Raw genomic sequence first — 12259 nt, 5'->3', positions numbered from 1 at the left:
ACGCTGCCCCCCCCCCCCCCCCCCGCGCGGCCGTATCTGACCACACCCCACTCGGAGGCCCCGCGGTGAACGATCTGCCGCAGCAACTTGCCAACGGCCTGCTACTCGGCGCGCTGTACGGACTCATCGCAATCGGTTACACGATGGTCTATGGCATTGTCCAGCTCATCAACTTCGCCCACGGCGAGATATTCATGATCGGCGGCTTCGGCGCGCTGACCGCATATCTGTGGCTGCCGGACGGCACCAGCCTGCTCCTCGCCCTCCCCCTCATGATCCTCATGGCGATGGCCTGCTCCGTGCTCGTCGCCATGGGAGCCGAGCGCTTCGCCTACCGGCCCCTGCGCAACGCCCCCAGGCTCGCCCCCCTCATCACCGCGATCGGCCTCTCCATCGCACTCCAGCAGGCCATCTGGGCCTTCTACCCGGACGCCACCAAGTCCAGGCCCTTCCCCGAATTCGAGGGCGGCAGGCTCGACCTCGGCGCCTTCGCCATCGGCCGCGGCGACCTGTTCCTGCTCATCGCCGCCCCCGTCTGCATGATCGGCCTCGGCTTCTTCGTCTCCAAGACCCGCACCGGGCGCGCCATGCAGGCCACCTCGCAGGACCCCGACACCGCGAAGCTCATGGGCATCAACACCGACCGCATCATCGTCACGGCCTTCGCCATCGGTGCCGCCTTCGCCGCCATCGCAGCCATCGCCCACGGCCTCAAATACGGCGAGGTCAACTTCAAGATGGGCTTCATCGCCGGCCTCAAGGCGTTCACCGCCGCCGTACTCGGCGGAATCGGCAACATCTACGGCGCGATGATCGGCGGCCTCGTCCTCGGCCTCGCCGAAGCCATGGCCACCGCCTACATCGAGAACATCCCGGGCATGTCCCAGCTCGGCGGCGGCGCCTGGAAGGACGTATGGGCCTTCGTCCTCCTCATTCTCGTCCTGCTGCTGAGGCCCCAAGGCCTCCTCGGCCAGCGCGTCGCGGATCGGGCGTGATACCCATGACCACCACCACCCAGCAGACCACCACGGACACCCCCCGGAAGACCCCCGGGCTGCTCCCCCTGCCCGCGGCCGCCGCCGGCCTCACCGCTGCCGCCGGAGCCGTCCTCACCTTCGCGAGCACCTTCCTCGCCTGGACCTGGACCGCCGAATTCCCCGGCGACCTCACCGTCACCGGCTACCCCGGCGGCCTCCAGCTCCTCACCCTCACCGGTGCGCTCCTCACCCTTCTCTTCGTCCTCGCCGGCCGCGGCCTGCGCGGACTCGGCTGGCTCACCCCCGGCGGCAAGAACAGCCCCGTGCTGCTCCTCGCCCTCGGCACCTTCGCCGTCACCTGGTACACCGTCATCGCCATCGCGGTCGAACTCGGCGGACTCGCCAACCTCGAACCCGGCGGCTGGGTCGCGCTCGTCACCTCCCTCATCACCCTCGTCGGCGCCCTCGGGCTGCCCGGCGACGTGCCCGCCGACACCGGCAACGCGTCCCCCTGGGCACGGTTCGTCCAGTCCTTCAAAGCGCCCACCCCGGACAAGGCAGCCCCGCTGCCCTCCTGGGCCGAGATCCTGATCATCGCGGTCTCCTTCGGCCTCGGACTGTTCGTCTTCACCTACGGCATCGACACCGAATACGCCGAACTCTTCATCGGGTTCCTGCTCCTCGTCGGCTTCGGCGCCACCGCGATCTCCCGGGCCGGCCTCAACCGCCGCCTCTCCGCGCTCACCGCCACCCACAAGAACGTCACCGTGACCGCGGCCTTCGTCGCCGCCTTCGCGTTCCCGTTCACCCAGTCCAACGACGCCTACGCCACCATCGGCGCGAACATCCTGATCTTCGCGACCGTCGCACTCGGCCTCAACGTCGTCGTCGGCCTCGCCGGCCTCCTCGACCTCGGATACGTCGCGTTCCTCGGCGTCGGCGCCTACACCGCCGCACTCCTGTCCGGATCGCCGTCCTCCACCATCGGCATCACGCTCCCCTTCTGGGCCGCCGTGCTCGCCGGCGCCGCCGCCTCGCTCATCTTCGGCGTCGTCATCGGAGCCCCCACCCTGCGACTGCACGGCGACTACCTCGCCATCGTCACCCTCGGATTCGGTGAGATCTTCCGAATCGCCATGCAGAACATGGACGGCTCCTCCGGCCCCGACATCACCAACGGGCCCAACGGCATCCCCAACATCCCGGACCTCGAACTCTTCGGCTTCAACCTCGGAGAACCCCACACGGTCCTCGGCGTCGAACTCGGCAGGTTCTCCAACTACTACCTGCTGATGCTCCTCTTCACGATCATCGTCGTGACCGTGTTCCGCCGCTCCGACCAGTCCCGGATCGGCCGCGCCTGGGTCGCCATCCGCGAAGACGAGACCGCCGCCCGCGCCATGGGCATCAACGCCTTCCGGCTCAAGCTCCTCGCCTTCGCCCTCGGCGCCACCCTCGCCGGAATGGCCGGCACCGTACAGGCACACGTGACCTTCACCGTCACACCCGCCCAGTACAAATTCGTCGAAGCCGTACCGCCCAACTCCGCGTTCCTGCTCGCCGCGGTCATCCTCGGCGGCATGGGCACCGTCAGCGGACCCCTCATCGGCGCCGCACTCCTCTACCTCATCCCGGCCAAACTCCAGTTCATGTCCGACTACCAGCTCCTGCTCTTCGGAATCGCCCTCATCCTGCTCATGCGATTCCGCCCCGAAGGCCTCATCGCCGACCGCAGGAAGCAGCTCGAATTCCACGAAACCGGCCAACTCGACACCCCCAAGGGCGATATCGGCCTCAGCAAGGCGGGGGCGTGAACACCATGACCAACGACACCGCCACCACCGTGGCCACCCCCGAAGCCGTACTCCACGCCGCCGGAGTCACCATGCGATTCGGCGGACTCACCGCCGTACGCAACGTCGAACTCACCGTCAACAGCGGCGAAATCGTCGGACTCATCGGCCCCAACGGCGCCGGCAAGACCACCTTCTTCAACTGCCTCACCGGCCTCTACATCCCCACCGAAGGCACCGTCTCCTACAAGGGCGCCGTCCTCCCGCACAAATCCCATCTCGTCACCCAGGCCGGCATCGCCCGCACCTTCCAGAACATCAGGCTCTTCGCCAACATGACCGTCCTGGAAAACGTTCTCGTCGGCCGCCACACCCGCACCAAAGAAGGCCTCTGGTCCGCGCTCCTCCGCGGCCCCGGATTCAAAAAGGCCGAACGCGAATCCGAGGAACGCGCCATGGAACTCCTCGAATTCACCGGACTCGCCGCCAAACGCGACCACCTCGCGCGCAACCTCCCCTACGGAGAACAGCGCAAGCTCGAAATCGCCCGCGCCCTCGCCAGCGAACCCGGACTGCTGCTCCTCGACGAACCCACCGCGGGAATGAACCCCCAGGAGACCAGGACCACCCAGGACCTCGTCTTCGCCATCCGCGACCAAGGCATCGCCGTCCTCGTCATCGAGCACGACATGCGCTTCATCTTCAACCTGTGCGACCGCGTCGCCGTCCTCGTCCAGGGCGAAAAACTCGTCGAAGGCACCTCGGAAGTCGTCCAAGGAGACGAACGCGTCGTCGCCGCCTACCTCGGCACCCCCTACGAAGGCGCCCCCGGCGCCGACGAAGTCGCCGAAGTGGAGGACGCGGAAGCACACAGCACATCCGGTACGAGCGGCTCGTCCGGCACAGAAGGAGAAGACCAGTGACCGCACTCCTCGAAGTCGAGGACCTCAAGGTCGCCTACGGCAAGATCGAAGCCGTCAAAGGCATCTCCTTCAGCGTCGAAGCTGGCCAGATCGTCACCCTGATCGGCACCAACGGCGCAGGAAAAACCACCACCCTGCGCACCCTCTCCGGGCTCCTCAAGCCCGCCGGCGGCCGCATCACCTTCGACGGGAAGCCACTCGGCGGAATCGGCGCACACAAGATCGTCGCGCTCGGCCTCGCGCACTCCCCCGAAGGGCGCCGGATCTTCCCGCGGCTCACCATCGCGGAAAACCTCCAGCTCGGGGCGTTCCTCCGCAAGGACAGCGACGGAATCGCACAGGACATCCAGCGCTCCTACGACCTGTTCCCCATCCTCGGGGAACGGCGGAAGCAGGCAGCCGGCACACTCTCCGGCGGCGAACAGCAAATGCTCGCCATGGGGCGCGCACTGATGTCACGGCCCAAACTGCTGATGCTGGACGAGCCCTCCATGGGGCTCTCGCCGATCATGATGCAGAAGATCATGGCCACGATCAGCGAACTCAAGTCGCAGGGCACCACCATCCTGCTCGTCGAACAGAACGCGCAGGCGGCGCTCTCGCTCGCCGACCAGGGCCATGTGATGGAGGTCGGCAAGATCGTCCTGTCCGGCAGCGGCCAGGACCTGCTGCACGACGAATCGGTGCGGAAGGCGTACCTGGGCGAGGACTGAGCCTGTACGGCTGTACGAGGAGGCCCGCCCCGATGCGTTCGGGGCGGGCCTCTTCCGTACGCAAGTCCGTACGGGGTCGGGGTCGGGGCTACTCCCCCTTCGACGCCTCACCCTTGGACGCCTCACCCTTGGAAGCCTTCTTCTCCCGCGCGTCCTCGATGACCGCCTCGGCCACCTGCTGCATCGACAGCCGCCGGTCCATCGACGTCTTCTGAATCCACCGGAACGCCGCCGGCTCCGACAGCCCGTACTGCGTCTGCAGAATCGACTTCGCCCGGTCCACCAGCTTCCGCGTCTCCAGCCGCTGCGTCAGATCCGCGACCTCACGCTCCAACGTCCGCAGCTCCGTGAACCGCGACACCGCCATCTCGATCGCCGGCACCACATCGCTCTTGCTGAACGGCTTCACCAGATACGCCATCGCCCCGGCGTCCCGCGCCCGCTCCACCAGATCCCGCTGCGAGAACGCGGTCAGCATCAGCACGGGCGCGATGGACTCCTTCGCGATCCGCTCCGCCGCGGAGATCCCGTCCAGCACCGGCATCTTCACATCCAGGATCACCAGATCCGGCCGGTGCTCCCGAGCCAGCTCCACCGCCCGCTCCCCGTCCCCGGCCTCACCGACGACCGCGTACCCCTCTTCCTCCAGCATCTCTTTCAGATCAAGACGGATCAGAGCCTCGTCCTCAGCGATAACGACACGCGTCGTCAGCGGCGGAACGTGCGACTTGTCGTCATCATCGACGGGCTGGGGCGACTCGGGGGCGGTCACGGGGGCTCCTCGTTCAGACAGGATGCTGCTCAGCATGAGCCTACCGAGCTGCGGTAAAGTGGGCTTCGGCGGGGGACGCGCGTTCCTTTCATTCTGAGGCCCCAGTACTCCAATTGGTCAGAGAGGCCGCTCTCAAACAGCGGACAGTGTGGGTTCGAATCCCACCTGGGGCACTTTCCTTCGATTCCAAGGCCGCTTGGGGACGGGCGTTGGCCACCCAATCGGGCGATCTTTCAGCGTTATAGGCCGTGCCACCGGTCCAGTGACCAGGATCGGCCCCATGTACGACATCCAGACACGTCAGCGAGCTTTGGCCCTGGTGGGCCAGGGGCGCAGTCTCAACGCCGTGAGCAAGCAGACCGGCATATCGCGCGCGGCGATCCGTTCATGGCAGTCCCGCGTCGAGCCGCTGCCACGAATGGCCGCCCAGGCCCGCCCGTGCCCGCGGTGTCTGCCCGAGCCCGGCACCCCGGCCGACTCCGCTTCGTACACCTACCTCTTAGGCCTCTACCTCGGCGACGGGTGCATCAGTGCGCACCGGTCCGGTGGCCACTATCTGCGTATCGCATGCGCCGACGCCTGGCCGGGGCTCATCGAGATGTGCCGGGCCGCCATCGCCGCCGTCCGGCCGGAGGACCGCGTGTACGTCCTCCAGAAACAGGGGTGCGTCATGGTGACCGGCTACGGACGGCACTGGCCGTGTCTGTTCCCTCAGTACGGACCGGGCAAGAAGCACCATCGCCCCATCGTCCTCGAACCCTGGCAGCAGCGGATCGTGCACGCACACCCCTGGGAGCTGCTGCGCGGACTCATCCACTCCGACGGCTGTCGGGTGACCAACTGGACCAGCCGGACCGTCGCCGGCGAGAAGAAGCGGTACGAGTACCCGCGGTACTTCTTCAGCAACCTGTCCGCCGACGTCCTGCGGCTGTACACGAACACCCTTGATGCCGTCGGCGTCGCGTGGCGGCGGGCAAACGCAAAGAACATCTCCGTCGCCCAGCGCGCATCCGTCGCACTGATGGACGCGCACATCGGGGCCAAGTACTGACCCCGTACCGGCTACTTCGGGCTGTCGTCCTCGCCGATGTGGTGGACGCGGACCAGGTTGGTCGAGCCTGGGACTCCGGGTGGGGAGCCGGCTGTGATGACTACCGTGTCGCCCTTCGCGCAGCGGCCCAGGCGGAGGAGTTGGTCGTCGACCTGGGCGACCATCGCGTCCGTGGAGTCGACGTGCGGGCCGAGGAAGGCTTCGACGCCCCAGGTGAGGTTGAGCTGGGCGCGGGTGGCGGGGTCGGGGGTGAAGGCCAGGAGGGGGATCGGGGAGCGGTAGCGGGAGAGGCGGCGGACGGTGTCGCCGGACTGGGTGAAGGCGACCAGGAATTTCGCGCCGAGGAAGTCTCCGATTTCGGCTGCCGCGCGGGCGACCGCGCCGCCCTGGGTGCGGGGTTTGCTGCTTTCCGTGATCGGCGGGAGCCCTTTCGCGAGGATGTCCTCCTCGGCGGCTTCGACGATTCGGCTCATGGTCCTGACGGTTTCGACGGGGTATTTTCCGACGCTGGTCTCGCCGGAAAGCATTACGGCGTCGGTGCCGTCGATGACGGCGTTGGCGACGTCGGACGCTTCGGCGCGGGTGGGCCGGGAGTTGTCGATCATCGAGTCGAGCATCTGCGTGGCGACGATCACGGGTTTGGCATTGCGCTTGGCGAGTTTGATGGCGCGCTTCTGCACGACGGGGACGTGTTCGAGGGGCATTTCGACGCCGAGGTCGCCGCGGGCGACCATGATTCCGTCGAATGCGGCGACGATTTCGTCGATATTGCCGACGGCCTGTGGTTTTTCGATTTTGGCGATGACGGGGACGCGGCGGCCTTCTTCGTCCATGACCCGGTGGACGTCGTCGATGTCGGCTCCGCTGCGTACGAAGGAGAGCGCGATGACGTCGGCGCCGGTGCGTAGGGCCCAGCGGAGGTCGTCGATGTCCTTGCCGGAGAGTGCGGGGACGGAGACGGCGACGCCGGGGAGGTTGAGGCCTTTGTGGTCGGAGACCATGCCTCCCTCGACGACGAGGGTGTGGACGCGGGGGCCGTCGACGGAGGTGACTTCGAGGGTGACCTTGCCGTCGTCGACGAGGATGCGTTCGCCGGTGGTCACATCGGCGGCGAGTCCTTCGTAGGTGGTGGCGCAGATGTGGCGGTCGCCTTCGAGGGGTTCGACGGTAATGGTGAATTCGTCGCCGCGTTCAAGGAGTACGGGTCCTTCGCGGAAGCGGCCGAGGCGGATCTTCGGGCCTTGAAGGTCCGCGAGGATTCCGACGCTGTGGCCGGTTTCGTCGGCGGCTTTCCGTACGCGCTGGTAGCGCTCCTCGTGATCGGCGTAGGTGCCATGGCTGAGGTTGAGGCGCGCGATGTCCATTCCGGCCTCTACCAGCGCTTTGATCTGGTCGTATGAGTCGGTGGCAGGTCCCAGGGTGCAGACAATCTTCGCTCGGCGCATATATCGAGACTAGGGCTTACCCGCCGGTAGCGAATTGGTCGCGCGTGACTACTCAACAACCTTTGGATGAAGGCTTGTTGACAAGTGTTGAATTGTGCGGAGGGCCGCTCCGATGAGCATTTCCGGCTGTGAGTTGTGGGCTGTGGGCCGTGGGCTGTCGGATTCAGGTGGTGAGATCGGGCGGGGTCATGGTGAAGCGCGCGTTGACTTGCGCGTAGACGGTCTGGCGCTGTGGTTCGAGATCGAGCGCGGGGGCCGTGTCGGCCGATTCGGCGGATCCGAAGGCGCGGCTGCGCAGGGCGCCGGCGCCGGGCGGCATGCCGTACGCGACGGGGGTCTCGGCGCCCTGGTCGGCCAGCTCGACAAGGGCGGAGAGCCGGGCGCCGAGGGCTTCGGCGTATTCGCGGGCGCGCTGGACCGCTTCCCGTACGGCCTTGCGGCGGGCGTCGCCGTGGGCCGGGGAGTCGGGGCGCAGGGCCCACCAGGGTCCGTTGACCTGGGTGAGGTCGAGGTCGGCGAGGCGGGTGGCGAGTTCCCCGAGGGCGGTGAAGTCGGTGAGTTCGGCGGTGAGTTGGACCCGGCCGTGGTAGGCGCGGACGCGTTCGCCCCGGCCGCGTTTGGTGAGTTCGGGGCTGATGGAGAAGGTGCCGGTTTCGAGTTTCTCGACGGCGGGGCCGTAGGACTTGATGAGGGTGAGGGCTTCGCCGTTGCGCCGGGTGAGGTCTTCGAGCGCGGTGCGCCGGTCGGTGCCGCGGGCGCCGATGGTGACGACGATTCTGGCGATTTCGGGGTCGACTTCGAGCCGTGCCTCGCCGCGGACGGCGACCCGCGGGATCTCGGGGGTGCCGTAGGGCGGTGCGGTGGCCCCCGCGGCGGCGGCCCCTGGAGCGGGCCCGGTCCCCGGGGTGTCGGTGGGCTCGGCGCTCATCTACAGCTCACTCCTTCATGCGGCGGTGTACGAAGGGGCCGCGGTGCGCGGCGTACCGCCCACTCTCGCACCCGCGTACGACAGTCGGCAGTCATCTGATCGAAACCTTGCGGGGGTGTTGCGGTACGGGGCTTCCGGGCCAGAATCTACGCGCGTTGTTTTCCGGATACACCGGATACAGCCGGACAGAGCCGGGTCGAGGGAGAAGAGAACGAAATGCCGCTGAACCGTAGGACGTTCCTGGGCAGCACGGCTGCCGCCGGTGCGGGTGTTGCCCTGGCGGGAGGGGCGACTGTGCCGGCCGCGGCCGACAGCCGCGACCGGGATCCGGAGCGGTATTCGTTCACCGTGATGGGGACGACGGACCTGCACGGTAACGTCTTCAACTGGGACTACTTCACGGACAAGGAGTACGACGACTCCGCCCACAACGACATCGGTCTCGCGAAGATCTCCACGCTGGTCAACCAGATCCGTGAGGCGAAGGGCCGTCGGAACACCCTGCTGATCGACGCGGGTGACACCATTCAGGGCACCCAGCTCTCGTACTACTACGCGAAGGTCGACCCGATCACCGCCAAGCGCGGTCCGGTGCACCCGATGGCGCAGGCCATGAACGCGATGGAGTACGACGCGGCGGCGCTGGGCAACCACGAGTTCAACTACGGCATTCCGGTGCTGCGGAAGTTCGAGAAGCAGTGCGACTTCCCGCTGCTGGGTGCGAACGCGCTGGACGCGAAGACGCTCCAGCCGGCCTTCCCTCCGTATGTGATCAAGAAGATGCGTGTGACGCACGCCCAGGATGTGCGGGTGGCGATCCTCGGTCTGACGAACCCGGGTATCGCGATCTGGGACAAGTCGAATGTCCAGGGACAGATGACGTTCCCGGGCCTTGAGGAGCAGGCGGCGAAGTGGGTGCCGAAGCTGCGGTCCATGGGCGCGGATGTGGTCATCGTGTCGGCGCACTCGGGTACGAGCGGTACGTCCTCGTACGGCGACCAGCTCCCGTATGTGGAGAACGCGGCGACGCTGGTGGCCGAGCAGGTGCCGGGAATCGACGCGATTCTGGTCGGCCACGCGCACTCGGAGATCGCGGAGCGCCGGGTGGTCAACAAGGAGACCGGCAAGGAGGTTGTGCTGTCGGAGCCGTCCCGCTGGGGTATGCGGCTGACGACGTTCGACTTCGAGCTGGTGGAGGAGCGGGGTTCCTGGAAGGTCGAGAGGGTCTCCGCGAAGATTCTGAACTCCAATGCCGTGGAGGAGGACCCGAAGATCGCCGACCTGCTCATCGATGAGCACCGCAAGGTCGTTCAGTACGTCAATCAAGTCATCGGTACGTCGACGGCGACGATCACCACGGTCGACGCACCGTGGCAGGACGAGCCGATCATCGATCTGATCAACCATGTCCAGACGGAGACGGTGAAGGCGGCTCTGGCGGGCACCGAGTGGGCGGCGCTGCCGGTGCTGTCGCAGGCGTCGTGCTTCTCGCGTTCGGCGGTGATCCCGGCGGGCCAGGTGACCATCAAGGACGCGGCGGGCCTGTACGTGTACGAGAACACCATGGAGGCTCGCCTGCTGACGGGTGCGCAGATCAGGGATTACCTGGAGTTCTCGGCGAGGTACTACGTGCAGACGCCGGCGGGCGCGCCGGTGGACAAGTCGAGGCTCACCAATGCGCAGGGCACCCCGGACTACAACTATGACGTGGTGTCGGGTGTGACGTATGAGATCGACATCGCGAAGCCGGCGGGCTCGCGGATCGTGAACCTTCAGTTCCAGGGAAAGGCGCTGGACCCGGCGGCGCAGTTCGTGTTCGCGGTGAACAACTACCGGGCGAGCGGTGGCGGCAACTTCCCGCATGTCGCGGCGTCGAAGCAGCTGTGGTCGAACTCGGACGAGGTCCGTAACACGATCATCACGTGGGTGAAGGCGGCGGGCACGATCGACCCGGCGCAGTTCGCTTCGGTGGACTGGAAGCTGACGCGGGACGGCGTGCCGGTCTTCTGACCTGTACGGGCCGCACGGACCTGCGCGGGCCTCGCGTGGCCTGCGCGGGCCGCGTGGCCTGCGCGGCCGAGCGCGTCAGCGGGCTTCGGTGAGCGGGACCAGATCCGTCGGTGTGTAGGCCCGGCGGGTCCGGTCCAGCCCCTCAAGTCCGAAGCTGGTGAAGGCGGTGCGCCGGGGCAGCGGGTAGGGCTCGGTGCCGGTGAGGTGGTTGAGGATGGTGGCGCTGCGCCAGGCTGCCAGCCCGAGGTCGGGCGCGCCGACGCCATGGGTGTGCCGTTCGGCGTTCTGTACGTAGACGGAGCCGGTGACGGCGGGGGCGAGCGCGATGCGGTGGTGCTCGTCGATACGGGGGCGTCCGCTGTCGTCGCTGCGCAGATACGGGTCGAGCCCGGCGAGGAGCTGGCCGAGCGGGCGTTCGCGGTAGCCGGTGGCGAGGACGACGGCGTCGGTGATGAGCCGGGTCCTGGTGGCCTGCTGGGTGTGTTCCAGGTGGAGTTCGACTTTGGTGGTGGCGACGCGTCCTGCCGTACGGACACGGATTCCGGGGCTGAGGACGGCGTCGGGCCAGCCGCCGTGCAGGGTGCGCCGGTACAGCTCGTCGTGGATGGCGGCGAGGGTGCCGGCGTCGATGCCTTTGTGGAGCTGCCACTGCCGGGGCAGGAGGTCGTCCCGTACCCGCTCGGGCAGGGCGTGGAAGTAGCGGGTGTAGTCGGGGGTGAAGTGCTCCAGGCCGAGTTTGGAGTACTCCATGGGCGCGAGGGCTTCGGTGCGGGACAGCCAGTGGATCTTCTCGCGGCCGGTGGGGCGTGCGCGCAGCAGGTCGAGGAAGATCTCCGCGCCGGACTGCCCGGATCCGATGACGGTGATGTGCTCGGCGGCGAGCAGCCGGTCGCGGTGGGCGAGGTAGTCGGCGGAGTGGATGACCGGGGCCACGGGCGCTTCGACGAGGGGTTTGAGCGGCTCGGGGATGTACGGCTCGGTGCCGATGCCGAGGGCGAGGTGGCGGGTGTGGGCGCGGCCGAGGGCCTCGACTTCGCCGTCCCGGTCGAGCTGGGTGAAGTCGACTTCGAACAGGGCGCGTTCGGGGTTCCAGCGGACGGCGTCGACCTGGTGGCCGAAGTGGAGTCCGGGGAGCTGTCCGCTGACCCACCGGCAGTAGGCGTCGTATTCGGCGCGCTGGATGTGGAAGCGCTCGGCGAAGTAGAAGGGGTAGAGCCGGTCTCGGGTCTTCAGGTAGTTGAGGAAGCTCCAGCGGCTGGCGGGGTCGGCGAGGGTCACGAGGTCGGCGAGGAACGGCACTTGGAGGGTGGCGTCCTCGATGAGCAGGCCCGGGTGCCAGCGGAAGTCGCGGCTCTGGTCGTAGAAGACGGTGTCGAGCCCGCCGTGGACGCCGTCGGCGAGCGCGGCGAGGGAGAGGTTGAACGGCCCGATGCCGATGCCCACGAGATCGTGGGGGTGGTCGAGGTCGTTGGGCTGCGCGGTCATCGGCGGCTGCTGCCTTCCACGAGTGGGACCCCGGGTCGCCCGGGGTCCGGTGGCGGTGTCCACCCGGCACAACGACCCGACGCGCCCGTGGGTATCGCCGCCCGGCGAGGACGGCTGAAAACGCCCCGCCCCGGGATCCGCTCGTACGACCGGTACATGTAG

Annotated in this window: 10 protein-coding genes and 1 tRNA gene; 7 read left to right on the top strand and 4 right to left on the bottom strand. The window is 67.6% G+C overall.

Annotation, left to right across the window (positions count from 1 at the left end; translation table 11 throughout):
• Positions 1-65: 65 nt before the first annotated feature.
• Genes ACFU9P_RS11295 through ACFU9P_RS11280 form a run of 4 tightly spaced genes read left to right on the top strand, consistent with a single transcriptional unit; the run spans position 66 to position 4406 of the window.
• Positions 66-995, top strand: coding sequence for a branched-chain amino acid ABC transporter permease (locus ACFU9P_RS11295; RefSeq protein WP_217309142.1), 930 nt, complete (start codon positions 66-68; stop codon positions 993-995).
• A 5-nt stretch (positions 996-1000) separates the two neighbouring features.
• Complete coding sequence (locus ACFU9P_RS11290; protein ID WP_384078756.1) at positions 1001-2791, top strand: branched-chain amino acid ABC transporter permease; 1791 nt, start codon at positions 1001-1003, stop codon at positions 2789-2791.
• Between the two features lie 5 nt (positions 2792-2796).
• Positions 2797-3693: an ABC transporter ATP-binding protein gene (locus tag ACFU9P_RS11285; RefSeq protein ID WP_384078967.1), complete on the top strand. Its 897-nt coding sequence runs from the start codon at positions 2797-2799 to the stop codon at positions 3691-3693.
• On the top strand, positions 3690-4406 hold the full coding sequence (locus ACFU9P_RS11280; RefSeq protein ID WP_376375169.1) for an ABC transporter ATP-binding protein: 717 nt from the start codon (positions 3690-3692) through the stop codon (positions 4404-4406). The genes ACFU9P_RS11285 and ACFU9P_RS11280 overlap by 4 nt, the downstream gene beginning before the upstream one ends.
• 88 nt (positions 4407-4494) lie before the next feature.
• Here the strand turns inward: ACFU9P_RS11280 and ACFU9P_RS11275 are convergent, their stop codons facing one another.
• Positions 4495-5178: an ANTAR domain-containing response regulator gene (locus ACFU9P_RS11275; protein ID WP_376375166.1), complete on the bottom strand. Its 684-nt coding sequence runs from the start codon at positions 5176-5178 to the stop codon at positions 4495-4497.
• Positions 5179-5276: 98 nt separating this feature from the next.
• On the opposite strand from ACFU9P_RS11275, the gene ACFU9P_RS11270 reads away from it, so the two are divergent.
• Together ACFU9P_RS11270 and ACFU9P_RS11265 are read left to right on the top strand one after the other, a co-directional pair.
• Positions 5277-5351, top strand: a tRNA-Leu gene (locus tag ACFU9P_RS11270).
• Positions 5352-5458: 107 nt separating this feature from the next.
• The gene (locus ACFU9P_RS11265; protein WP_384078753.1) at positions 5459-6229 is read left to right on the top strand and encodes a transcriptional regulator; all 771 of its coding nucleotides are present in this window, start codon (positions 5459-5461) and stop codon (positions 6227-6229) included.
• An 11-nt stretch (positions 6230-6240) separates the two neighbouring features.
• Here ACFU9P_RS11265 and pyk read toward each other — a convergent pair whose 3' ends face one another.
• Together pyk and ACFU9P_RS11255 are read right to left on the bottom strand one after the other, a co-directional pair.
• Positions 6241-7674 carry a pyruvate kinase gene (pyk, locus tag ACFU9P_RS11260; protein WP_384078751.1) on the bottom strand — a complete coding sequence of 478 codons (1434 nt, stop codon included), beginning with the start codon at positions 7672-7674 and terminating at the stop codon, positions 6241-6243.
• Positions 7675-7837: 163 nt separating this feature from the next.
• Entirely contained in the window at positions 7838-8602 is a 765-nt protein-coding gene (locus ACFU9P_RS11255; RefSeq protein WP_384078749.1) for an SIMPL domain-containing protein, read from the bottom strand.
• A 216-nt stretch (positions 8603-8818) separates the two neighbouring features.
• Here ACFU9P_RS11255 and ACFU9P_RS11250 point away from each other — a divergent pair, with 216 nt between their 5' ends.
• Positions 8819-10612 (top strand): bifunctional metallophosphatase/5'-nucleotidase, encoded by a 1794-nt coding sequence (locus tag ACFU9P_RS11250; RefSeq protein WP_384078747.1) that lies wholly within the window; start codon positions 8819-8821, stop codon positions 10610-10612.
• 75 nt (positions 10613-10687) lie between these two features.
• Here the strand turns inward: ACFU9P_RS11250 and ACFU9P_RS11245 are convergent, their stop codons facing one another.
• Positions 10688-12097: a lysine N(6)-hydroxylase/L-ornithine N(5)-oxygenase family protein gene (locus ACFU9P_RS11245; RefSeq protein ID WP_384078745.1), complete on the bottom strand. Its 1410-nt coding sequence runs from the start codon at positions 12095-12097 to the stop codon at positions 10688-10690.
• Positions 12098-12259: the final 162 nt, after the last annotated feature.

This window comes from Streptomyces sp. NPDC057617, from assembly GCF_042800555.1.
In the GTDB taxonomy this organism is placed as follows: Bacteria; Actinomycetota; Actinomycetes; order Streptomycetales; family Streptomycetaceae; genus Streptomyces.
This window is presented reverse-complemented; position numbering and strand designations above follow the sequence as displayed.

Bases quoted from the DNA above. Each gene is read 5' to 3' on its own strand.
- ACFU9P_RS11290 (WP_384078756.1), top strand. From the start codon at position 1,001: ATGACCACCACCACCCAGCAGACCACCACGGACACCCCCCGGAAGACC.
- ACFU9P_RS11285 (WP_384078967.1), top strand. From the start codon at position 2,797: ATGACCAACGACACCGCCACCACCGTGGCCACCCCCGAAGCCGTACTC.
- ACFU9P_RS11265 (WP_384078753.1), top strand. From the start codon at position 5,459: ATGTACGACATCCAGACACGTCAGCGAGCTTTGGCCCTGGTGGGCCAG.
- pyk (WP_384078751.1), bottom strand. From the start codon at position 7,674: ATGCGCCGAGCGAAGATTGTCTGCACCCTGGGACCTGCCACCGACTCA.
- ACFU9P_RS11255 (WP_384078749.1), bottom strand. From the start codon at position 8,602: ATGAGCGCCGAGCCCACCGACACCCCGGGGACCGGGCCCGCTCCAGGG.
- ACFU9P_RS11250 (WP_384078747.1), top strand. From the start codon at position 8,819: ATGCCGCTGAACCGTAGGACGTTCCTGGGCAGCACGGCTGCCGCCGGT.
- ACFU9P_RS11245 (WP_384078745.1), bottom strand. From the start codon at position 12,097: ATGACCGCGCAGCCCAACGACCTCGACCACCCCCACGATCTCGTGGGC.